The sequence below is a fragment of the Brevundimonas sp. M20 genome (assembly GCF_006547065.1).
GTDB lineage: Bacteria > Pseudomonadota > Alphaproteobacteria > Caulobacterales > Caulobacteraceae > Brevundimonas.
This window is the reverse complement of the sequence record NZ_CP041243.1, coordinates 422,173-443,581: the sequence shown is the minus strand read 5'-3', so window position 1 is coordinate 443,581 and position 21,409 is coordinate 422,173. Positions and strand designations below refer to the sequence as shown.

Here is a 21,409-nt window from a genome sequence, read left to right as displayed (position 1 = left end):
ATGATTAGCGCCGGCGCTCCCGACAGCTTGGTTGCTTCGCGCCGCCCTTCGGGTCGCGCTAACGCGCGCCGCTAGGCTCCCCGGTCTGCGCCGCTGCGCGGCTTGCCGGAGGATGACGAAAGCCGGGAGCTGATCGCACACGACCATTTTTGACGCAGGCGCGTGCCAGACTGCATTTGAACCGGTCCCCGGGCCGCCCCCTCAAGTGATAGACTATCACCCGGATGATATTACGGACCGTCCAACGCCCTGAATCGTTCAAATGCCCGCCACTACAGGGTTTGGGATCGGCAGACCGCGTAGACGACATAGACGGGATAGACGGCATAGACGGTGTATTTCACGCGTCTCCACCGTCTCCGACGTCTATCCGCCCGCCGGACTCACACCCCGATGACGAGGCTCACCGTCGTCGTGGTCGAGCCGCCGATATTCAGGGTCTGGACGTTGCGCGCGCCCTCGACCTGCATCTCGCCCGCCGTGCCCGTCGTCTGCTTGAACGCGTCCAGCGCCATCCGCACGCCCGTCGCGCCCACCGGATGACCACAGCCGATCAGGCCGCCCGACGGATTGATCGGCAGCTTGCCGCCCATCTCGATGTCGCCCGCCTCGATCGCCTTCCAGCTCTCGCCCGGCGCCGTCAGGCCCAGATGGTCGATGGCCATGTATTCAGTCATCGAGAAGCAGTCGTGGGTCTCGACAGCGTGGATCTGCTCCAGCGTCACACCGGCGCGCGCGCGGGCATCGTCGATGGCCCGCTTCACCTGCGGGAAGACATAGGCCTGCCCCTCGCTGGCCCGGATTTTCCGGCCATAGTCGAGGGGCGCGCAGCGATGGCCCCAGCCCTTGATGCGCGGCAGGCTTTCCAGCGGAATCCCCCGCTTGCGCGCATACTCGGCCGCCCGCTCCGGCGAGGCCAGAACGATGGCCGATGCCCCGTCCGTCACCTGCCCGCAGTCGGTCTTGCGCACCCGCCCCTCGATCACCGGATTGGCCTCGTCGTCGTTCGAGAAGCTGGCCTCGGTGAACTGGTAGTTCCGGGTCTGGGCGTTCGGATTGCGCTTGGCGTTGGCGAAATTGATCTGCGCGATCCGGCGCAGATGCTGCTCACTGATGCCGTAGCGGCGGTCGTACTCCTCGGTCAGGTCCGAGAAGGCGCGCGGCCAGGGATAGGTGGCGTCCAGATATTCGTGCCCGGCCCATGCGGCGGCGCCCAGATGCTCGGCGGCCGTCACGCCGGGGACGTTGCGCATCATCTCCAGACCCAGCACCAGCGAGGTCCCGTAGCGGCCGGACTCGATGTCCGCCGTCGCCGCCATGATCGCCAGACTGCCCGAGGCGCAGGCCGCCTCATGGCGCGAGGCGGGCATGCCGGTGAACCGGTCGTCCGCCATGGCGAAGAAACCGCCCAACATCCCCTGACCGGTGAACAGGTCGCCGACGAAGTTGCCGACGTGGCCTACGTCGATGTCTTCCGGTTCCAGCCCCGTCTGATCCAGCGCGCCGTGAACGGCCTCCGCGAAGCCGTCGCCGATCTCCAGCCCCTCACGGGCGTAGTTGCGCGCGAAGTCCGACTGCCAGCCGCCGAGGATGTAGGTCATTTGTCCTGTCCCTTACGCCGCCGCCTGCGAGGCGCGGATGGTTTCGCCCTGCGCCCAGGTGGCGTGGGTGCCGCTGGACAGACGGCCCGGCAGGATGATCCGCGCCACCGGCCCGTCGCCGGGCTTCTGCGCATCATAGATCACGCATTCCGACCGGTTCTCGATCATGTCTGTGACATAGGTGATCAGATAGCCGTCATCCTCGCTCGTCGCGCCGATGCGCGGGGCGAACCCGGGCTCGGAGCCGTAGCGTTCCGGGCCGAAGTCGACGGCCCAGCTCTCGCCCGTATCCATGTCGTGCTTGACCAGACCTGTGAACAGGAACCAGCCGGGCTTGGACACGGCGCTGTAGGCGTAGCGGTACTTCACCCCGCCGTACTGGTTGTTGATGATGCCGAACTCCAGCACCCGATCATCCAGCCGCTGCTCGGTCGTCTCGCCGGTCTTCAGGTTGAAGCGCCAGCGGTGCAGCTTGGGCTGGAGCATGTTCTGGTCGAGGAAGGTCATGATCCGCTCATGCCCCGGCCAAGCGTCCGGGCTGGTCTGGGGCACCGGGTTGTCCTGGAAGTAGCCGTCCATGACGATCTCGTCGCCCTCCTCCCATGCATTGAGGAAGTGCAGGACGTAGGTCGCATCGGCCTCGAACCAGCGCACATCCTCGGCCTTGCCGTAGCGCGGAATGATCCCGAACCGCGACTTCATCTCCGGATGGAAGCGCGCCGCATGGATGCCTTTGGGCAGCAGGTCTTCTTCCCAGAACAGCGGGAAGTCATTCAGGATCGAATAATTGGTCGTGAACGCCATGTCGTGCGGCAGGCGCGCGCCCGGCAGCGGGATCGGCGTGAAATGCTTCAGCCTGTTGTCCGGCCCGACCACACCATAATGCATGTGCGGCGCGGCCTTGGAGTAGTTGAAGAACAGCAGGTCGCCGGTCTTCTCATCGACCTTCGGGTGGGCCGAAATCCCTTCCGGTGGGACCCAATCGGCGCTCTCCAGCTGCTCCATGGTGTAGGGGTCGAGGCGATAGCCCTCACCGCACTGGTAGAAGGTCGACAGGATGGCCCCCGCGTGGACGATCACATCCGTCGAGGACGAATCCTTCAGCCCGCCGTGCGCGCCCCAGCCCGGCTGTTGCGACAACGACGGATGCTCGGCCAGTCCGGCCCAGATCGCATGCCCCGCCGCCTGCTCCGCCAGGAAGCCCTTGGTGCGGACGAAACGGTTGCGATAGGCGGCCTTGCCGTCCCGGAAGCTGATCGTGTGGATCATGCCGTCACCGTCGAACGGGTGATAACGGCCGATCGGCTCATGCACCGGGTTCTCGGTGTTGCGCACATAGACGCCGTCGATGTCGGTCGGGATGGTCCCGATCACCGGCATGTCCTCGGCCGTGAACTCCTCATGCTGCGGCGTCCAGGCGCCGGTCATGTAGGGATGCTCGTTCGGCTTCAGCGTGACCTTGAACGGCTCCTGCGAGACCTTGCCCAGCTGGACATCACGCGCGGCGCCGGTCGGTTCGAAACCCATCGAAAACTCCTTGCGGACCAGAGGCCCGGAAATAGTGGCTTTCGTTAGAATACCATTCTTGTCGTCCTTGGCGAGGGCTTTTAGTATCAAATCGAAAGCGACGCCGAACACGGCGCGAAACGGGAGGATTATCGATGGCAGACCACACCGCTACGGCGCTCGACTTCGACGGCCTGCGCCCGCCCAGCCCCTTCCTCACGGCGCGGCATGACGGCTGGCGGACCCAGCTTCGGACCTTCGTGGACACCCACATCGCCCCGAACCTGAAGGACTGGGACGCCGCCTCCGACTTCCCCGACAGCCTCTATGTCGAGGCGGCCAAGGCCGGGATTCTCGGCATGGGCTTCCGCGAAGACCTCGGCGGTACGGGCGAGGACATCGACCTGTGGGATCGCATCATCTTCGCCGAGGAGTTCTTCCGACTCGGCTCCGGCGTGGTCTTCGCCGACCTCGCCACCCCGTGGATCGCCCTGCCCCCGATCATCTCGGGCGGCACGCCGGAGATGCTGGAGCGCGTCGCCAAGCCGGTGCTGGCGGGCCGGAAGAAGATCGCCTTTGCCGTCACCGAACCGGGCGGCGGCTCCGATGTCTCGGCCTTCACCACCACCGCCGAGCGCAAGGGCGACGTCTTCGTCGTCAACGGCGGCAAGACCCTGATCTCGGGCGCCATGAAGGCCGACTTCCTGCTCACCGCCGTGCGCACCGGCGGCCCCGGCATGGGCGGTCTGTCCATGCTGCTGATCGAGACCGATCGGGCAGGCCTGACCCGCGGCCCGGTGCCCGGCCTTGAATGGTACAATCGCAACAACGGCTGGCTGAAGTTCGACAATGTCGAGGTTCCCGTCAGCAACCTGATCGGGGTCGAGAACCGCGGCTTCGCGGGCCTCGCCGGCCAGTTCAACATCGAGCGCTTCAGCGGCATTTCCGCCACCCTCGCCATGGCCCGAACCTGCATCGCGGAGGCGATCTCGTTCGCCCGCGAGCGCCAGACCTTCGGCAAGCGGCTGATCGACCACCAGTCGATGCGCCACAAGATCGTGGAGATGATCCAGCGCCTCAAGGCCGCCTACGCCTTCCTCGACATTCTCGTCTGGCGCTTCCAGCGCGGCGAGACCCCGGTCGCCGATCTGGCCCTGCTGAAGGTGCAGGCCACCACCACGCTGGAGCACTGCGCCCGCGAAAGCCTGCAGGTCCTCGGCGGCCGCGCCTACACCGGCGACAACCGCGTCGAGCGCATCTACCGCGAGGCCCGCATCTTCGTCATCGGCGGCGGCTCCGAGGAGATCCTGCGCGACCTGGCGGCGAAGCAGATGGGGTTCTAGCCAAAACCCTCTCCCTTCCCCCTCGACGGGGAAGGGCCGGGGATGGGGGTGGGCGCCAGGTCTTGAAAGCGTGGCGCACAAGGCGCTGACACCACCTCCCCCGCACCGCCTCAAACAGCCTGAACTCACCCCCAACCAGCCCTCCCCCGTCGATTGGGAGGGCTTCTTTGCAACAGACAAGAAGAAGGCCCCGGCGTCAGGATCGCGCCGGGGCCCCAAGGTTCAGGAAAACGCAGCGTCCGTCAGAAGGTGCGCCGCAGGGTGATCCCGTAGGTACGGGGGTCGCCGAGGAAGGCCGAGTAGGATCCGGCCTGGAACGTGGCCGGGATCACGCGGCGATAGTAGTCCTTGTCGAACAGGTTCCGCGCCCAGATGTCGACCGCCCAGGTCTCGTCCGGTCCCCGCAGGGAGAGGCGGGCGTTGGCGACCGAGAACGAGGGCTGGATCCGGTTCGGATCGAAGCCGCCGGTGTAGAACTCGGAGCTGTAACGGTTGTCGATATAGGCCACGCCGGTCAGCTGCTCGCCGATCGGGAACTCATAGGTGACCGAGGTGACGTTCACCCAGTCCGGCGACTGCTCCATCTCCCGACCCGAGTAGGCCGAGTTGCCGGCGCTCGTCGGATAGTAGGCGTCGGTGTAGCTGAGGCCGTTGGTCAGGGTCAGGCCCGGCATCGGACGCCAGGTGATCTCCAGCTCCGCGCCCTCCGAGATCGCTTCCTCGAGGCTGCGAACCACGAAGTTGACGCCCGTGTACTCGATCAGCTGGAAGCCCGAGAACTTCTGATGGAAGATCGCGAGATTGGCCGTCAGGGTGCGGTCGAAGAACTCGCCCTTCAGACCGAACTCATAGGCGTCCACCGTCTCGTCCGAGAAGGCCAGATCAGCGGCGTTCGGCGTGGCCGGAGTGGTGAAGCCGGCCCGGTCGAAGTTGTAGCCGCCCGACTTGTATCCGCGCGAGTACGAGAGGTAGCTCGTCAGGGTCGGCAGGAACTCATACGACACGTTGAAGGTGCCGGTGACGGCATCCTCGGTTCGCGAGTCCGAGTCTCCGGCCGTGTTGAAGCGGGTATCCCAGAACGGGGCGCAGAAGCGGGTGATCCCCGGCGCATCCCCCGTCGCCACGGCGCTGTCGCACGCCGGGTTGAAGTTCTCGCCCCTGAAATCGATCGACTTCTTGTTGTTGGTGTAGCGCAGACCCGCCGTGATGCTCAGCTGGTCGGTGATGTTGAAGATGTTGTGGGTGAAGACCGACATGTCGCGGCCGTTCTGGTTGCCGATGCCACGGGCGCCGTCGCCCGGGGTAAAGGCCGCCAGGGTCGTCGCCTGGAAGGTTGCGGCGCCGCCGTAGATCAGCGGGTAGTCCGCGCCCATCCGGTACGCGGAGTCGTTCATCACGTCCTCGTCCGAGTAGTAGGCGCCGACCAGCCAGTCGACCATGCCCGCCGTGCCTTGCAGGCGGACTTCCTGGGTGAAGACGTCAAAACTCTGGTGCAGGCCGTCCGGGGCGAAGAAGCCCAGGTCAGCGCCCGAGTGATCAAAGTCCTGCGAGCGATAGGCTTCCCAGCTGCGATACGCCGTGATCGAGGTCAGGGTGCCGAAACCAAGCTCCCAGTCGGCCTGGGCCGAAACGCCCCAGTCGACGATGTCTTCCTGGTTCTGGCGACCGCTGGACTTGGAGGCCTCGCGGTCGAACGGGTCGGTGCTGGTGTAGCCCACGTCGCCACGCGCGCCCGCCAAGGTGTTGACCAGACCATAGGTCGGGCCGGCGATGGCGAGAACGGCCACGCAGCAGTTCTCATCACGGTTGGTGTAGTCGGCGCTGAAGCGCCACGTCAGTGTGTCGCTCGGCTCCCAACGCAGTTTGGCGCGGACGAACTGGCGATCCAGATTGTCCAGGGTCTCGGCGCTGTTGGCGTCCTGGTAGAAGCCGTCGCGGGTCTCGGAACTGGCTTCCAGACGGAAGGCGGCGTTGTCCGACAGCGGAATGTTGATGGCCCCGGCCAGACGCATGTCCGAGTAGTTGCCGTAGGTGCCTTCCAGCCGTCCCTCGACGCCGGCGAAACTCGGGTCACGGGTGACGACGTTGATCAGACCCGACGAGGTGTTACGGCCGAACAGGGTGCCCTGCGGGCCGCGCAGGACTTCGATACGTTGAAGATCACCCAGCTCGGACAGGGCCACGCCGGTGCGGGCGCGGGTCACGCCGTCGATCACCACGCCGACCGAGGACTCGAGCCCTGGGTTGGTGGAGGTGGTGCCGATGCCACGGATGCGGATCGACGAGTCGGCGCCGCCACCCGGGGTCTGGAACTGGACGCTGGGCGCCAGGCCCGTCAGCTCACGAATGTCGGACACGCCCGAATTCTGGAGCTGTTCCGACCCGATGGCCGTCACGGCGACCGGGACGTCAATGAGCCGCTCTTCCCGCTTGGTCGCGGTGACGATCACCTCGTCCAGCTGGGTCGCGTTGTCTTGCGGCGGTGTTTGCGGTGCCGTCTGGGCCCACACCGGCGTCGCGCCGAGAGAAGCCGCCAGAAGCAATGCGGATACGCTGATCGAACCTCGAATGGTCACGCCCTATCCTCCCATGAGCCCTCGTTTAGCCGAGGTGCTTCAGTGCTAGGTGTAACTTGCGTATTCAGACTGTCAAATAGCTTTTGTAATCAGACCAACTTCCATGCTTGAGTGTGTGACGGTCGCGACGCTCGCTTCGCCATAGCTCCCGGGAGCCGGCGACAAGTCAGTGCGTAAGGCCACGCAGACCGGAAAACCGGCGCGAGAACAGGGAGTTGAGGCGAGCCCATGGAGACATCGGCCTTACGTCATGGCGATCAGACCGGACCGCTTTCGCGGGCCGTGACGAGGCGCGATATCCCGTCCCGCGCCGGCGATCAGGCTGCGCCTAGTCACTTTCACCTTTAGATTGATTGCTTGACCGGACCTCGCCGATGACCAGTACGACGTCCCCTGAAACGCCCGCCACGGCCTTCGCTCAAAAGGCCCGGATCTGGCCCCATCCCGGATGGGGATGGTTCGCGGTCGCTGCGCTGATGGTGGCCTACACCTCGAGCTTTATAGATCGGCAGATCCTCAGCCTTCTGGTCGAGCCGATCCGCGCGGACCTGAACATCAGCGACACTGAATTCAGCCTGCTGGCAGGCCTGGCGTTCTCGCTGTTCTACACCCTTCTGGGCGTGCCGTTGGCGCGGCTGGCCGATCGGGGCAGCCGCCGCCTGATCATCATGATCGGCATTGTGGTGTGGAGCGTAATGACCGTGTGCTGCGGTCTGGCCAACAGTTTCTGGGCCCTTTTCGCGGCGCGGATCGGCGTCGGCATCGGCGAGGCGGCCCTGTCGCCCGCCGCCTACTCCATGATCTCGGACTACTTCCCGCCCCGCATGCGGGCCCGCGCTCTGGCGGTCTATTCCATGGGGCCGTATATCGGCGCCGGTCTGGCCCTGATGATCGGCGGCGGGGTGATCGACGTCATCGCCCACCACGGTTCCCTGACCCTGCCGCTCGTCGGTGAACTGGCTCCCTGGCAACAGACCTTTGTTCTGGTCGGCCTGCCCGGCCTGCTGATCGCCGCCCTGTTCCTGATCGTCCGCGAGCCGCCTCGTCAGGGACTGGTGAAGGCCGACGCCCACTCCGGCGTGATGCGCTTCCTGTGGGCGCGCAAGAAGACCTTCTACGCCATGATCATCGGCTTCTCGATCTTCGGAATCGCGGGCATTTCCTACCTCGCCTGGATTCCGGCGGTTCTGATCCGCACCCATGGCTGGACGGCCTCGCAGGTCGGCTTCACCTATGGCGCGGTCCTGCTGCTGGCCGCGACGCCGGGCGTGCTGGTCGGCGGCTGGCTGAGCGACTTCCTGTCCTCGCGCGGCCGCAAGGACGCCCCGCTGTTCGCCGCCATCATCGGTTTGGTGTGCAGCATCCCCTTCGCCATCGCCACGCCCCTGATGCCGACCGCGCCCCTGACCGTCGCCTCGCTGGCCGTATTCAGTTTCTTCGCCGGGGTGATGAACAGCCTGCCCGCGACCTCGCTGCAGTCGGTGTCGCCCAACCAGTTCCGGGCGCAGGTCACCGCTATCTACTTCCTGATCGGCAACCTGATCTCGCTGGCCGGCGGCCCGACCATCGTGGCGGCGATCAGCGACACTCTGCTGGGCGGTTCGCAGAAGATCGGCCTGTCGCTGTCCATCGTCAGCGGTATCTGCATCACCGTCGCCTCGCTCATCCTGATCAAGACGCTGCCCCACTTCCGCGCCAGCGTGGAAGAGGCGCGCGAGTGGCAGGGAGAGAACTGATGGGCGGACTGCAGCTTCCCTGGTTCGATCCGAAGCCGCCGACGGCGGATGAGTGCGTGATCCCGCGCCTGCTGGATCGATACGCCGCCGCGACGCCGGACAAGGTCTTCATCCGATATGAGACCGGCGAGACATGGAGCTGGAGCCAGACCCGGCAACGGGCGCTGGAGACAGCCGTCGCCTTGCAGTCACGTGGCGTGAGAAAGGGCGACATCGTCGCCGCCTGGGCGCCGAACTCGGCGGCGCTCGTTCGCTCGTGGTTCGGCGCGAACTTCGCCGGCGCAGCCTTGGCGCCGATCAACACCAGCTTCCGCGGCAAGCTGCTGGAGCACGCGATTCGCAAGACCGGGGCGACGATCCTGATCGTGCACCCTGATCTGGTCGAACGACTGGAAGGCCTTTCGCTGGGATCGGTCCAGCGCCTGATCCTGACCGGCGAACCACACGGCCCGATCAATCTGGACGTCGCGGTCGAACCTGCCTCTGCCCTCACCGGCGATGCCTCGGCCTATGTCCGGGTCGAGTCGGATCCATGGGACGTGCCCGTGGTCATCTTCACCTCCGGCACGACCGGCCCGTCGAAGGCGGTGCTGACCTCCTATGTGCAGGAGTGGACGACCGGCAAGGTCACCTACGGCTACATGCACGGCGACGACCGGATGCTGGTCAACCTGCCGATGTTCCATGTCGGCGGCATCGCGGCGATCACCGCGGCGGTCGCCTGCGGCGGTTCGGTCGCCCTGTTCGAGGCGTTCGACACACGACGCTTCTGGGACGTGATCCGTGAGACGGAATCAACCGTGTGCAGCGGCCTGATCGGCGCCCTGACCGCCTTCCTGATGAAGGAACCGCCGAAGCCGGACGACCGGGACAATCCACTGCGGATGGTGACCCTGGCGCCGATCACCGAGGACACGGTCGCGCTCGCTGACCGGTTCGGCTTCGACTACATCTCGGGCTTCAACATGACCGAGGTGTCAGGCCCTCTGATCTGCGCGGTGAACGAGCCGGTGATGCGCTCGTGCGGTCGGGCGCGCGAAGGCATGGAATGCCGGATCGTTGACGCCTTTGACAACGAGGTGCCGCACGGAGAACCCGGCGAACTGGTCATTCGGGCCGACAATCCCTGGACCCTGAGCCACGGCTACCTGGGCGATCCGGAAGCGACGGCCGAGGCCTGGCGCAATGGCTGGTTCCACACCGGCGACCTGATGCGGCGCGACGAGGAGGGCTGCTTCTTCTTCATCGACCGCAAGAAGGATGCGATCCGAAGGCGCGGCGAGAACATGTCCTCGCTGGAGATCGAGATTGAGGTCTGCGGTCATCCGGCGGTGCGCGAGGCGGCGGCCTATGGTGTCGATCTGCCCGGCGGCGAGCAGGAGGTGATGGTGGCGGTCGCCCCGGTTCCCGGCGCGACCATCGATCCGAAGGAACTGATCGAATACCTGATCCCGCGCATGACCCACTTCATGGTGCCGCGCTATGTGCGGGTCGAGGCGGAACTGCCGAAAACCCCGACCAACAAGATCCAGAAGACGGGGCTGCGGGCGGACGGGATCACCGCGGAGACGTTTGATCGGGAAACCGCCGGTCTGTCCGTTCGCCGACAGAAGCTCTCGACCGCTTGAAACCCGCTCGGCCAGACCGCTAAGACAAGCCATGGCTTCCCAAGGCGCGCCGAAGACCCGGCTGGTTCCGAAAAGTTCCCTGAACCGGGCGCTCAATGCGCTCGGTGACCGCTGGAGCCTGCTGATCGTTCAGGAAGCTTTCCTCGGCGCCACCCGGTTCGAGGAGTTTCACGAACGGCTGGGCGGTGCGCGCAGCACCCTGTCCAGCCGCCTGCAGGCGCTGGAACGGCACGGCATTCTCGAGAAGCGCCCGCACAAGGATGAGGGCGCACGTATGGCCTATCATCTGACGCCGCGCGGGCTCGACCTGTTCGACAGCATGATCCTGATGTGGGGCTGGGGCGTGCGCTGGGGCGTCGCAGGCCGCCGCGCCCCGACCGTCTTCGTGCATACGGTCTGCGGCAAGGCGATGCTGCCTGAGGTGCGATGCTCTGACTGCGGCGAGCCCATGACCCTGCATAGCTGCAGCTTCGTGCCCGGCCCCGGCCAGGGGATGGAAAAGCTCCCCGTCCAGCGCATGCACCGCAAACGTCAGCCCACCGACGGCACGGCGGCCCTTGAGCTGGTCGACCTGCTGGGCGATCGGTGGACCGGTCTGGTCGTCAGCGTCCAGTATTTCGGCATCCACAGGTTCGATGAAATGCAGAACATGCTGGGTATCGCATCCAACATCCTGACTGACCGCCTGCGCACGCTGGAGACCGCCGGCATCTTCGAACGGCGGCTCTACGAGATCACCCCGCCCCGGTACGAGTACTGGATGACCAAGAAGGGGCTGGACCTCTATCCCCACGCCCTGACGATGTTGAATTGGGCCGAGACCTGGCTCAAGGACAAGGCGGGAGCCCCCGTCCGCATCCGACACAATTGCGGCGCGGCGCTGGCCAGCGAGGTGGATTGCAGCGTCTGCAAGGGACGGCTGAAGATGTCCGAGGTTCTGCTGAAGCCGGGCAAGGGCCACACCATCGCCTGATCCCCAATGCGTTCACCGGGACGTGAAAGTTTCGGTTTGAAAGCGCAAGTCAGGTCGCTTGCATAAACAAACTTACCGTCCTAGCGTTGGCTCAACGACAAGAACGGGAGTGACGCCATGGGCGAGAATATGAAGGTGGTCGAGGCCATGATGGCCGCGTGGAAAAAGCGCGATGTCGAGAGCTTCATCGCCACCCTGTCCGACGACATCGAGTACCACTGGCACCCCACCAAACGGGCTGCCGTGGGCAAGGAGAAGATGCGCAAATTCCTGTCCAATTATGAGCAGGGCTTTGACCAGCAGGAATGGCGCGTGACCCATTCGGCCGAGAACGGCGAGGTGCTGTTCGTGGAAGGCATGGAGGTTCTCATTGATCGCGCCACGGGCGTGAAGATGGACAATCCTTTCGTGCAGGTGTTCGAGGTGCGCGACGGCCTGATCCGCCGGATGCGGGACTATTACGACACCTCGCAGGTTCACGCCCCGGCGAAGCCGGACGCCACCAAGGCTACGGCGTGACCGCGCCGATCGACCGCCTGCGGGCATTGATGGAAGTCTCGGGACGCCGCGACAAGGCGGCGTTCCTAGATGCCTTCGACCCGGCCATAGAGTACCACTACCACGTCGGCACGCGGCCCCTGATCGGAATCGACTGGGTCGACAGGTTCATCAGCCGCTATTGGGCCAATCACTCAGAGACCGAGTGGGTGCTCGATAACTGGGCCCAGAACGGCAAAAAGGTGCTGACAGAAGGCCGCGAGGACTACGTCAACGCCGAGGGGGTGAAGGTGTCCCACCCCTATATGGGCATCATCGAATTCAATGACGCTGGCAAGATCGTCGCCTGGCGCGACTATTTCCAGATGAAGGACCCGGCCGCGATGGGTTGATCCGGACGGGACGAAAGCGAGAGGCGCACGGGCGACCGTGCGCCTCTTTTCATGCCCGTATCAGCGCTCCAGCCGCTCGGCTCTAAGCTGACTGCGCCGGACCTTGCCCGCATCATCACGCAGGCGGTCGGCGGTGACCTCGAACGTGCGGGGCTGTTTGTAGCGGGCGATGCGGTCGGCGAGGAATTCAGCGAGCGCCGCCTGATCCAGCGCTCCGTCCACGGTCTCAACAATGGCGTGGACGCGCTGGCCCAGATCGTCATCGGGCAGGCCGATGACCACGCTGCACTGAACCCCCGGGAAGGCGTCGATCGCCGCCTCGACCTCGGCCGGATAGACGTTCGCGCCCCCCGACAGGATCATGTCCACACGACGGTCGGCGAGGAACAGATAGCCATCCGCGTCCACCCGTCCCATGTCACCGAGGGTCTCGAAGCCGCCAACCGCTTTCGGCTCGGCGCCGAGGTAGCGGTAGGTGGCGCCCTGCCCCCGCAATGGGCGGAAGAAGATCTCCCCGACCTCGTCGATGTCACAGGGCGAGCCGTCCGGGCGCAGGACCTGCATTTCGTAGCCGGGCAGGATGCGGCCGACCGAGCCGGGCTTGCTCAACCACTGGACACCGTTGATGCCGGTGCCGCCCATGGCCTCCGTACCGGTGTAGAGCTCCCAGACCGTCTCGGCCCCCACCCAGTCGATCCAGGCCTGCTTGAGCCAGGGCGGACAAGGGGCCGCGATGTGCATGACCGCGTCCAGCGAGCTGATGTCGTACTTCGCCTTCACCTCATCCGGCAGGGCCCAGATGCGGTGCATCATGGTCGGCACCTGAAACAACCAGCGGACCTTGTGCCGCTCGATCAGACGAAGGGCTTCCTCGGCGTCGAAGCGGGGCATCAGCACCACGTGCAGGCCCCAACCGAGCGCGAAGCAGGTCATGCCGAAGGGGGCGGCGTGATACAGCGGCCCCGGATTCATCAGGACGTCGTCATCCGGCAACATGCCCAGCAGGGGCTTGTCCGGGTCTGCGACCCCCGGCGACATATCGACGATGACCTTGGGCCGCCCGGTGCTGCCGCCCGAGGCGATAGCTTTCAGGTGAGGCGCGATCTTCTCCGGCAGCGGGCTGCTGTCGGCGTCGGGGTCGAAGGTGTCGGCCTCCGCATGAGCGGGCCATTCGCCCGCCTTCGCCGCATCATTGATGACCACCAGTCGAGGCTTCAGCAGATCAAGGATACCCGCCAGTTCAGCGGCCGGCAGCTTGTGCGACAGGGGCGCCGGGGTCGCTCCGAGGGCCCAGATCGCGAACGCCAGTTCCAGGAAGGCCGGGGTGTTCGGCAAGGCGATGGCGACGAAGTCTCCCGCCTGCACGCCCAGTCGTTCCAGGGTCCGTGCTCGACGGTTGACCCGCGAAGCGAGCGCCGCGCGGGTCAGGGTCGTTTCCTCGAACGACAGGGCCGGAGCGTCCGGATCGCGCGCGGCGTGGATGTCCAGCAAGGCCCCCATCCCCCGCGGCGTCATCTCGCCGATCCCGGGGGTGGACATGACGCGGGGGGTGGCGGGCCGCTTCACGCGGCCCCCGCCTTCTTTGGCGGCCACGGGATCAGCGAACTGGTGCGGGCGATGTATTCCGCATAGCCGGGACGCTGATAGGTCAGGCGTTTCTCGTAGGACGGCCCTCCGCTGTACTTCACGAACATCAGCAGGAGCAGCAGCGGGCCGGCGATGGAGACGATGCCCAGCAGCCCCGTCTCGGCCGCCACCAGCCAAAGGCCGAACCAGACGCACAGGTCGCCGAAGTAGTTCGGGTGACGCGTATATTTCCAGAGGCCGCTGGACAGCACCTTGCCCTCGTTGGCCTTGTTCGCCTTGAAGCGCACCAGCTGGAAGTCGGCGGTGCTCTCGAACAGGATGCCGAAGATCACCAACGCGGCGCCGATCCAGCCGAGCGTTCCGATTGCGGCCGGGGTGGTCGAAAGCTGACCCAGCTGGACCGGGAGGCTGACGGCCCAAAGGATCGGAGCCTGGAACATGAAGACCAGACGCCAGGACGCGACCGGGAAGCTCCAGCCCTTGGTCTCCTGCGCGCGGGTCAGCATCTTCACATAGCGCCTGTCCGGCCCATGTGAGCGCCAGCGCCAAAGGATGTACAGACCGAGGCGCAGCCCCCAGACGCCGGCGAGCACCAGCAGCAACTGCATCCGGGCAGGCGAGCCATCCGCCTGCAGGAAGGTCGTCACGGCCATGAAGGCCAGCCCCAGCGCCCACCAGGCGTCGACGAACGTGACGTCCTTCAGAACGCAGCCGATGGCCCAGAGGATAACGAAGGACGCGATACAGACCCCGAGGTTAATTCCCAGGATCGTGATGATCTCCTGAATCGGCGGCATTGGGCTCCCTCCCCTTTTTCTTTGTGCGCCGGCGCCTAGCGGCCGGTCGTCGGTTCCTTGACGTGGACGGCCTTGGCCATCTGCCGCTCCAGCCCCTTCGGATCGCGGGCCTTGGCGGCGCGCATCTCGACGGCGAAGCGGTCGGTATCGATTTCGTCGGTCCCGCGCGTGATACCGCGCATGGCGACACGGGCGATGTCTTCCGGCGCCTCCTTGGCGCCCCTTACGTGCGAGGCCATGCGGGTATCGACCGATCCGACGATCAATGAGGTGACGGTCGTACCCTGCCCGGCCAGCTCAGCGCGGATACAGGTTCCCGCCGCGCGCATGGCGAATTTCGACGGGCTGTAGCCGCCCATGTTCGGCACGGCGAGGATGCCGCCCACCGAAAGGACGTTCAGAATCGCCCCGCCGCCGTTGGCTTTCAGGATCGGAGCGAAGGCGCGGGCCATCGCGAGGGGGCCGAAATAGTTGACCTCCATTTCGTTGCGCGCCGCCGACATGTCGTCCGCGCCGATCAGCAGCGCGTTGTGGAAGGCACCCGCATTGTTGACCACGACCGACACGTCCGGACAGCCGGCCGCCGCCGCCGTGATCTGGTCCGGCTTCGAGACGTCTAGCGCCACGGCCTGAACCCTGCCGGGGAACTCTTCCTCAAGGTGTTTGGCCGACGCCGGGTCGCGGGCGCCCGCATAGACCCTGGCCGCCCCCTCCTGCATCAGCACCCGGACGAAAGCCTCGCCGATCCCGCGATTGGCGCCGGTGACGATGGCGACACAGCCCTGAACTTCCATGATCGAACCTCAGGCGGCGGTGTAGATGATGTCGTCGGGCTTCTTGGCTCCGCGGCGCAACTGGCTCGGATCGTTGGTGATCGCGCCCCGCGCCCAGGTTTCCGAGATTTCGTGTTCCTCGTTCCACTCCCAGCACATGGTGCGGCGCAGGATCCGCCACTCGCTCCCCCGCTTTTCCATCTGATCGACACAGCGGGCCAAGGTGCGGGTGTCAAACAGTTCGCCCTTCACCTTCAGGCGGGACGCCGTGAGGATGTAGCATTCCGCGGTCGCCGTGGTGGCGCTCTTCAGCTCGATGACCATGTTCATGGCGAGGTGGTTCATCAGCCCGGCCTTGGGCAGACGCTCCTTGACCACAGCCACCCACTCGCTGGCCGGACCGTTGAAGGTGCCGCCGTGATCCTCCCAGCCGTCGGGCCAGTAGGCCCGCTCCACCAACGCTTCATCCCCGCGATCACACCCGCGCAGGAACAACAGCAGCGTTTCCTCGATCGCCTTCTTGTCCAGAAGCGCCTGCACCTCGGGATCGCGTTCGGCCATGGTCGTTTCCTCAAGTCGCTATTTTAGTCTTTGATTGAAAGTGACATGACTTTTGTTAGCGGGCAACCCGCTCCGGTCACAGTCGCAGCAGTCCCGGGGGCGCCGAAACAACGCGTGGAATGGCGTCCAGCACCATGGCGGCGACCGCGAACTGCTCCGGTTTGGTGCGGACACCCTCGGGGGCCGTATCCACCAGATCCATTGCAATGGTCAGGCCCGGAAGGCCATCCACGTCGATCTGCCAGTGAGGTTTCCCGGCGAAGGCCGGATCGGTCGGGTCCATGATCCAGTTGACCTCATGGGTGATGCGACGGCCCCCGTCTACGAGGCCGTGCACACGCCAGGTGGTCGCCGCGACCGTGCCTTCCGGAATAGTCCCGGCGGCCACGGTCAGATCCCGTGCCGCGAGCCGCAGCTGATGGTCTGATTCATAGCCGTCCAGGCTTAGCCCGATCCGCTGCGCCAGACCTTCCACGCTCTGGGCGAACATGCTGTCGAAGGTCCGCGCCAGAGCGCCGTCCACAAGATCAATGGACGCCGGGTCCGCACCGAAGCCGAGGGCCTCGAACACATAGTCGGGGTTCGGAACCGTTGTGCAATCAATGATTTCCCGGGTCGCGACGTTCCGATGCGACAGGCATAGCGACACCGCATTGGCCGCCATTCTCTCGGCCACCCATCCCGGATTGACTCCCGTTCCAGCGAGCGTCACGCCTCCTTTCAAGGCGCTGCTCTCGAGGCGGGCCGCATAGTCCGCGCCGAGCGCCCCGGGCTCGAAGTAGTTGTTGATCGAGATGACGTTCTTGCCCGCCTCCAGCAGGCGGCGAACGTCGGCGTCATGACCATCGTAGGGGTCTGACAACATCGGGCAGTGCAGGACCACATCCGCCTCCAGCGCCAGAACATCGTCGATGGACCGGGTGGCGATCACGCCGGTCGGATCGCGTCGCGCGATCTCACCGGCATCCTTGCCCGACTTGGCCGCCCCATAGACGAACAGCCCGACCAGTTCGAAGCGCGGATCGTCGATGACCGCCCTCAGACAGGTCTTGCCCATCGAGCCGGTCGCCCACTGGATCACGCGGATCGGTCTGGTCATGAAAAGCGGCACCTGTGACTTTCGATATCGAACCGTTACGCCATTAGTCCATAAACGCAAGCCGGTTGCCAACACGCCTCACTCATTTAGTATGTTTACGAAAGCGACAATGGACGCGCTGGGGAGGATGACCGATGGCTGAACCGCCGTTTCTGCAAGCCCTTATGAAATCTATGAATTTCTACGCCCGCTTCGCACCTTCGTTCACGCGTGTCGGCTACGTCGCGCGTGGACTGCCTTTCCGTCCCGTGCGGGCTGACTATTCCGGTCAGACCTGGCTGGTCACCGGTGCGACAGGCGGGCTGGGCCGCGCCGCGGCGCTTCGCGGCGTAAAGAAGGGAGCGACCGTCCATGCCGTCGGCCGCAACGTCGCCGCGCTGGAAGCCCTGCAAACCGCCGCCTCTGGCCTGCCCGGCCAGATCGTCCCGGTGGTCTGCGACCTGTCCTCAATGAAGGCCGTGTCGGACCTGACCCGCCGGCCCGAGATCGTGAGCCAGACGTTCGATGTGCTGGTCAACAATGTCGGGCTGCTGATGCGGTCCTACGAAGCGACGGCGGAGGGGCTGGAGACCTCCTACGCGACCAATCTGCTGGGCCACTACATCCTGACCGAGCAGCTGTATGCCGAGGGTCGGCTGGCGCGGGGGGCGGCGGTGATCAACGTCGTCTCGGGCGGGCTCTATAATCTGCCCCTGACCAAATCGATGCTGAATATCCCCGAGGAAAAGTTCAACGGCTTCGCCGCCTATGCGGCGCACAAGCGGGCGCAACTGGCGCTGGCTGAGCACTGGCGGGCGACCTTCGCCGACATCGGGGCGAAGACCTATGCCGTACACCCCGGCTGGGCGGATACGGCGGGGGTGAAGACCTCCCTGCCCAAGTTCCGCAAAGTGCTGGCGCCCATCCTGCGCAATGACGACGAGGGGGCCGACACCATCGACTGGCTGGCGGCGACCCGGCCAGCCGAGGTGGTGGACGAAATCTGGTTCGACCGGAAGCCTCGGACGGCCCATGCCTATCCGCACACCCGCAACCCGCGGACGCAGATCGCCGAGGTGGTGGCCTTCCTGGAGCGGGACCGGCAGGCCCTGGTCGGCTGACCCATGGACCGGGCGCCGCCGAGGCTCCATGCTCGGAGGCAATGGTCGAATCGGCACCTTTTCAGGCGTATGAGTTCTTCGCTGGCGGCGGCATGCTGCGGGCGGGGCTCGGCGACGGCTGGACCTGCGCCTTCGCCAATGACATCGACCCGCAAAAGGCCGCCTTCTACCGCGCCAACTGGGGCGGCGAGGACCTGGTGGTCGGCGACATCGGCGCCCTGAGCTCCGCCGATCTGCCGGGACAGGCGGACCTGATGTGGGGCTCCTTCCCCTGCCAGGACCTGTCGCTGGCGGGACATGGAGCGGGGCTGGGCGGCGCCCGCTCGGGGACTTTCCACGCCTTCTGGGGACTGGCCAACGGACTGGTCCGCGAGGGGCGGGGCCCGAAGATCGTCGCCATCGAGAATGTCTGCGGGGCCCTGACATCGCGGGAGGGGCGTGACTTCGAAATCCTGTGCCGGACCTGGGATGAGGCGGGCTATGCCTTCGGGGCGCTGGTGATCAACGCGGACCGGTTCGTGCCGCAGTCGCGACCCCGGCTGTTCGTGATCGGGGTCCGGGGCGATGTGTCCGTCGACCCGGCCTTGCTGGCGAGCGGACCTGAGGGGTCGTTCCATCCCGCCAATCTGACCCGGGCGGTCGAGCGGCTGCCGCAGGACCTGCGGGAACGCGCCCTGTGGTGGCGGTTGCCGGAACCGGAAGCGCCGCCCGCCCGTCTGGCCGAAGTGACGGAGGCCGAGGGCGCCCATCTGGAGTGGCACAATCAGGTGCAGACGGCGCGGCTGCTGGAGCTGATGTCGCCGGTCAATCGGGCCAAGGTGGAGGCGGCCCGGTCCTCCGGTAGCCGGCAGGTCGGCGCCCTTTACCGGCGAACCCGGAAGGACGCCGACGGGCGCAAGGTCCAGCGGGCCGAGGTGCGGTTCGACATGGCCGGCTGCCTGCGGACGCCGGGCGGCGGTTCGAGCCGCCAGACGCTGTTGGTGATCGAGCATGGCCGCATCCGGTCGCGACTGATGACGGCGCGCGAGACGGCGCGGTTGATGGGCCTGTCCGACAGCTACCGTCTGCCGGGGTCTTACAGCGCGGCTTGCAAGCTGACCGGAGACGGGGTCGCGGCGCCGGTCGTGCGCCATCTGGCCCGCTGGCTGTTCGAACCGTTGGCCCGTGCGGGCGAAGCGACGGCGAGAGCCGCCTGAGCGGGCGGCGCTTGAAAAACCGCCGGTCTGGAGCATCATGGCTAACGATGTTCCTGGGGAGGTTCTCTGATGAAATTCGCACTGGCGGCCACCGCTGCCCTGACCATGGCCGCGACGCCCGCCCTGGCTGAGGACTGGCACGCCTTTTCCCGCACACCGAACCGCGCCTATCTGGCGGATGTCGACAGCATCACGTCGGTCCCGGGCGGCATAACCTCGATCCGGATCGCCTCGGCGCCGCTGAATTTGCCCGCCACCGATCTCAGCCACAGCCAGGAAATCTATCAGTTCGACTGCGGCGCCGGGAAATGGCGGACGGCCGGGGCGAAGGATTTCGCCGCGGACGGCAGCGAGGACGGCGACTATCCCGAGGAAAACGCCGCCTGGGAAGCGGTGCGCCCCAATACGGCGCCGGAATTCCTCAAGCAGATCGTCTGTGACGGCGCCCGCTCGCAAGGCACGACGTACCCCAGCATCCGGGCCTTCGTGGAAGCCGGGCGGCCTTAGCCGGAGGCCCCGGCCAAGCCGCCCGGATGGTCCGAATCACAATTGACGAGAAAGCTCTCGCTGAAATGACTCGCCTTTTCCTTGCGAGATTCAGAAAATTTGAGAATGCTGGTTCACAATTTTTGAGAAAGTGAGCTGGGCGGTTCAGAATTTCTGGGAAAGTGAGACCCCGGTTCACAATTTCCGAGAAAACCGGGGTCCGCCCTGCCTGTCGTCCACGGCTGCCTAAAGATCAGAATATCCAGATGATCCTCGACTAGATGCGAGCGGCAAACTCCGGCGACATAGACCCGCGCTCGACGAGGTCCCACCCTCCATCCAAGGACCTGCATAAGGTCCGGGATGAACCGCCGATAAGGTCGCCGTTGACATCGTGCTCGGCCAGTTCGGCGGTTCCGGACTACGTCATGCGGGTGGTGACCCCGCCGACTACCTTCTTGGTGCGCCGGTCGTCGCTGTCATAGCGGTAAGTCGCCGCCAGCTGGGCCGCCGGGGAGTAGTTCGCCACCCCCGCCAGACGGTGGCCGTAGGTCCAGCGGAGGTCCAAGTCACCGCCGCCCCGCCCCCGTCAGAGTGTGCACCTCATGTTATAGGTCCCCGTCCCCATACCACGTCAGCGCCCGGCTTTCGACCGCATCGCTGACCGAACCGATCCTGTTCATGTTTGAGGCCGGGTCATAGGTGGGGCCATAAAGCCAGCGCGGCATGCACTCGAGAACCGGCTGGCTCATGCCAATTGAGGTCACTTTGCCGGAGCTATGCTGAAGGTCGTCGAGCCTGCACCGTTCCGCTGCACATGTGACTGGGTCCAGTCATGAAGGCAGAAGCTTGGGGCCGGAGTGCTGACCATCAGCTCTTCCTTCGACGATTTCGAGTTGCGCAAACTGCTATCCGCCAGACGCACAAACCGCCCCGTTTTATCACCGCCCATGATAGTTACGTTGGTATCAATCCGCTGCTTCCACCAAATCACCAGTTGCAACCACCCTAAATAGTCTTCACTTGGCCAACCACCTTGAGAGCAACACTTTGCCTGGCTGCAACCCTCTAAAGAATATAGGGCACACACGTTCCAGAAACCAAAATAAACCATCAAGACAAAGATGTAAAAAATGTCACCGAAACGTCAACGGTTCCTTTGCCAAGGATAACAGGGGAAACCCCCGCCGGAAGACCCAGACTCCAGAAATGGAATAAAACTTCGGCCATTTTGTCTAAAACATCAATAGAAACATCCTCGCCCTGAGCAAAATAAGTCATGTGAACGTGATTCATTACAAGTTCTACATCGCTAATTGCGCGCCCAGATCCAATCCACTCTAAGTAAATACCTTCATCAAACCTAAAAGATAGAAAGTGACCCCCCCCCACTTCGGTCAGCTTAGGGCTAAACAACGATGCATAAGATAAAAATAATCCCGAGCCCCCCGACAAAGAAGACAAGTCTTCCAGCCCAATTTTACTCACAGCACCCTCATTCCAGGCATCCAGCGTTGATATCAGCCCTCTCGCGATCAAATCATCGAAGTTCATAAA

General features: G+C 65.0%; 20 protein-coding genes. 9 read left to right on the top strand and 11 right to left on the bottom strand.

The features are described from left to right. Window positions 1-383: 383 nt before the first annotated feature. Both FKQ52_RS02195 and FKQ52_RS02190 read right to left on the bottom strand, forming a co-directional pair. Complete coding sequence (locus tag FKQ52_RS02195; protein WP_141625669.1) at window positions 384-1,601, bottom strand: acetyl-CoA acetyltransferase; 1,218 nt, start codon at window positions 1,599-1,601, stop codon at window positions 384-386. A gap of 12 nt (window positions 1,602-1,613) precedes the next feature. Then, window positions 1,614-3,128, bottom strand: coding sequence for a carotenoid oxygenase family protein (locus tag FKQ52_RS02190; protein ID WP_141625668.1), 1,515 nt, complete (start codon window positions 3,126-3,128; stop codon window positions 1,614-1,616). A 134-nt stretch (window positions 3,129-3,262) separates the two neighbouring features. Here FKQ52_RS02190 and FKQ52_RS02185 point away from each other — a divergent pair, with 134 nt between their 5' ends. Continuing rightward, window positions 3,263-4,450, top strand: a complete 1,188-nt coding sequence (locus FKQ52_RS02185; RefSeq protein ID WP_141625667.1) for an acyl-CoA dehydrogenase family protein — start codon at window positions 3,263-3,265, stop codon at window positions 4,448-4,450. Window positions 4,451-4,692: 242 nt separating this feature from the next. Here FKQ52_RS02185 and FKQ52_RS02180 read toward each other — a convergent pair whose 3' ends face one another. Beyond that, window positions 4,693-7,026, bottom strand: a complete 2,334-nt coding sequence (locus FKQ52_RS02180; RefSeq protein WP_141625666.1) for a TonB-dependent receptor — start codon at window positions 7,024-7,026, stop codon at window positions 4,693-4,695. Between the two features lie 374 nt (window positions 7,027-7,400). Here FKQ52_RS02180 and FKQ52_RS02175 point away from each other — a divergent pair, with 374 nt between their 5' ends. From FKQ52_RS02175 to FKQ52_RS02155, 5 genes are all read left to right on the top strand, one after another. Then, window positions 7,401-8,762 carry an MFS transporter gene (locus tag FKQ52_RS02175; protein ID WP_141625665.1) on the top strand — a complete coding sequence of 454 codons (1,362 nt, stop codon included), beginning with the start codon at window positions 7,401-7,403 and terminating at the stop codon, window positions 8,760-8,762. Continuing rightward, window positions 8,762-10,390, top strand: coding sequence for an AMP-binding protein (locus tag FKQ52_RS02170; RefSeq protein ID WP_141625664.1), 1,629 nt, complete (start codon window positions 8,762-8,764; stop codon window positions 10,388-10,390). The genes FKQ52_RS02175 and FKQ52_RS02170 overlap by 1 nt, the downstream gene beginning before the upstream one ends. A 31-nt stretch (window positions 10,391-10,421) precedes the next feature. Further along, window positions 10,422-11,363 (top strand): helix-turn-helix domain-containing protein, encoded by a 942-nt coding sequence (locus FKQ52_RS02165; RefSeq protein WP_141625663.1) that lies wholly within the window; start codon window positions 10,422-10,424, stop codon window positions 11,361-11,363. Between the two features lie 117 nt (window positions 11,364-11,480). Next, on the top strand, window positions 11,481-11,882 hold the full coding sequence (locus tag FKQ52_RS02160; protein WP_141625662.1) for a nuclear transport factor 2 family protein: 402 nt from the start codon (window positions 11,481-11,483) through the stop codon (window positions 11,880-11,882). Beyond that, on the top strand, window positions 11,879-12,253 hold the full coding sequence (locus FKQ52_RS02155) for a nuclear transport factor 2 family protein (protein ID WP_141625661.1): 375 nt from the start codon (window positions 11,879-11,881) through the stop codon (window positions 12,251-12,253). The genes FKQ52_RS02160 and FKQ52_RS02155 overlap by 4 nt, the downstream gene beginning before the upstream one ends. 60 nt (window positions 12,254-12,313) lie before the next feature. On the opposite strand, the gene FKQ52_RS02150 is transcribed toward FKQ52_RS02155, so the two are convergent. From FKQ52_RS02150 to FKQ52_RS02130, 5 genes are all read right to left on the bottom strand, one after another. After that, window positions 12,314-13,792 (bottom strand): AMP-binding protein, encoded by a 1,479-nt coding sequence (locus FKQ52_RS02150; protein WP_240811713.1) that lies wholly within the window; start codon window positions 13,790-13,792, stop codon window positions 12,314-12,316. Between the two features lie 23 nt (window positions 13,793-13,815). Then, window positions 13,816-14,637, bottom strand: coding sequence for a DUF1295 domain-containing protein (locus FKQ52_RS02145; protein ID WP_141625660.1), 822 nt, complete (start codon window positions 14,635-14,637; stop codon window positions 13,816-13,818). 35 nt (window positions 14,638-14,672) lie between these two features. Continuing rightward, window positions 14,673-15,431 (bottom strand): SDR family oxidoreductase, encoded by a 759-nt coding sequence (locus tag FKQ52_RS02140; RefSeq protein WP_141625659.1) that lies wholly within the window; start codon window positions 15,429-15,431, stop codon window positions 14,673-14,675. Window positions 15,432-15,440: 9 nt separating this feature from the next. Beyond that, a complete protein-coding gene (locus FKQ52_RS02135) occupies window positions 15,441-15,971 on the bottom strand; it encodes a nuclear transport factor 2 family protein (RefSeq protein WP_141625658.1) in 531 nt (176 codons plus the stop codon). 76 nt (window positions 15,972-16,047) lie between these two features. Then, the gene (locus FKQ52_RS02130) at window positions 16,048-17,070 is read right to left on the bottom strand and encodes a hypothetical protein (RefSeq protein ID WP_141625657.1); all 1,023 of its coding nucleotides are present in this window, start codon (window positions 17,068-17,070) and stop codon (window positions 16,048-16,050) included. A gap of 173 nt (window positions 17,071-17,243) precedes the next feature. Here FKQ52_RS02130 and FKQ52_RS02125 point away from each other — a divergent pair, with 173 nt between their 5' ends. The 3 genes from FKQ52_RS02125 to FKQ52_RS02115 all read left to right on the top strand — a co-directional run bounded on the left by FKQ52_RS02125 (window position 17,244) and on the right by FKQ52_RS02115 (window position 19,873). Beyond that, on the top strand, window positions 17,244-18,170 hold the full coding sequence (locus tag FKQ52_RS02125; RefSeq protein WP_168196765.1) for an SDR family NAD(P)-dependent oxidoreductase: 927 nt from the start codon (window positions 17,244-17,246) through the stop codon (window positions 18,168-18,170). Window positions 18,171-18,211: 41 nt separating this feature from the next. After that, a complete protein-coding gene (locus FKQ52_RS02120; protein WP_141625655.1) occupies window positions 18,212-19,366 on the top strand; it encodes a DNA cytosine methyltransferase in 1,155 nt (384 codons plus the stop codon). A 69-nt stretch (window positions 19,367-19,435) separates the two neighbouring features. Then, window positions 19,436-19,873: a surface-adhesin E family protein gene (locus FKQ52_RS02115; protein ID WP_141625654.1), complete on the top strand. Its 438-nt coding sequence runs from the start codon at window positions 19,436-19,438 to the stop codon at window positions 19,871-19,873. Window positions 19,874-20,273: 400 nt separating this feature from the next. Here the strand turns inward: FKQ52_RS02115 and FKQ52_RS16345 are convergent, their stop codons facing one another. The 3 genes from FKQ52_RS16345 to FKQ52_RS02105 all read right to left on the bottom strand — a co-directional run bounded on the left by FKQ52_RS16345 (window position 20,274) and on the right by FKQ52_RS02105 (window position 21,406). After that, a complete protein-coding gene (locus tag FKQ52_RS16345) occupies window positions 20,274-20,420 on the bottom strand; it encodes a hypothetical protein (protein ID WP_168196764.1) in 147 nt (48 codons plus the stop codon). Between the two features lie 195 nt (window positions 20,421-20,615). Next, window positions 20,616-20,855, bottom strand: a complete 240-nt coding sequence (locus FKQ52_RS02110) for a hypothetical protein (protein WP_141625653.1) — start codon at window positions 20,853-20,855, stop codon at window positions 20,616-20,618. 110 nt (window positions 20,856-20,965) lie between these two features. After that, the gene (locus tag FKQ52_RS02105; protein ID WP_141625652.1) at window positions 20,966-21,406 is read right to left on the bottom strand and encodes a hypothetical protein; all 441 of its coding nucleotides are present in this window, start codon (window positions 21,404-21,406) and stop codon (window positions 20,966-20,968) included. Between the last annotated feature and the right edge of the window lie 3 nt (window positions 21,407-21,409).

Excerpts from the sequence above, each read along its gene's own strand:
- FKQ52_RS02130 (WP_141625657.1), bottom strand. The coding sequence starts at position 17,070 with ATGACCAGACCGATCCGCGTGATCCAGTGGGCGACCGGCTCGATGGGC.
- FKQ52_RS02185 (WP_141625667.1), top strand. The coding sequence starts at position 3,263 with ATGGCAGACCACACCGCTACGGCGCTCGACTTCGACGGCCTGCGCCCG.
- FKQ52_RS02135 (WP_141625658.1), bottom strand. The coding sequence starts at position 15,971 with ATGGCCGAACGCGATCCCGAGGTGCAGGCGCTTCTGGACAAGAAGGCG.
- FKQ52_RS02125 (WP_168196765.1), top strand. The coding sequence starts at position 17,244 with ATGAATTTCTACGCCCGCTTCGCACCTTCGTTCACGCGTGTCGGCTAC.
- FKQ52_RS02140 (WP_141625659.1), bottom strand. The coding sequence starts at position 15,431 with ATGGAAGTTCAGGGCTGTGTCGCCATCGTCACCGGCGCCAATCGCGGG.
- FKQ52_RS02175 (WP_141625665.1), top strand. The coding sequence starts at position 7,401 with ATGACCAGTACGACGTCCCCTGAAACGCCCGCCACGGCCTTCGCTCAA.
- FKQ52_RS02160 (WP_141625662.1), top strand. The coding sequence starts at position 11,481 with ATGGGCGAGAATATGAAGGTGGTCGAGGCCATGATGGCCGCGTGGAAA.
- FKQ52_RS02120 (WP_141625655.1), top strand. The coding sequence starts at position 18,212 with ATGGTCGAATCGGCACCTTTTCAGGCGTATGAGTTCTTCGCTGGCGGC.
- FKQ52_RS02190 (WP_141625668.1), bottom strand. The coding sequence starts at position 3,128 with ATGGGTTTCGAACCGACCGGCGCCGCGCGTGATGTCCAGCTGGGCAAG.
- FKQ52_RS02195 (WP_141625669.1), bottom strand. The coding sequence starts at position 1,601 with ATGACCTACATCCTCGGCGGCTGGCAGTCGGACTTCGCGCGCAACTAC.
- FKQ52_RS02170 (WP_141625664.1), top strand. The coding sequence starts at position 8,762 with ATGGGCGGACTGCAGCTTCCCTGGTTCGATCCGAAGCCGCCGACGGCG.
- FKQ52_RS02145 (WP_141625660.1), bottom strand. The coding sequence starts at position 14,637 with ATGCCGCCGATTCAGGAGATCATCACGATCCTGGGAATTAACCTCGGG.
- FKQ52_RS02150 (WP_240811713.1), bottom strand. The coding sequence starts at position 13,792 with ATGTCCACCCCCGGGATCGGCGAGATGACGCCGCGGGGGATGGGGGCC.
- FKQ52_RS02115 (WP_141625654.1), top strand. The coding sequence starts at position 19,436 with ATGAAATTCGCACTGGCGGCCACCGCTGCCCTGACCATGGCCGCGACG.
- FKQ52_RS02165 (WP_141625663.1), top strand. The coding sequence starts at position 10,422 with ATGGCTTCCCAAGGCGCGCCGAAGACCCGGCTGGTTCCGAAAAGTTCC.
- FKQ52_RS02105 (WP_141625652.1), bottom strand. The coding sequence starts at position 21,406 with ATGAACTTCGATGATTTGATCGCGAGAGGGCTGATATCAACGCTGGAT.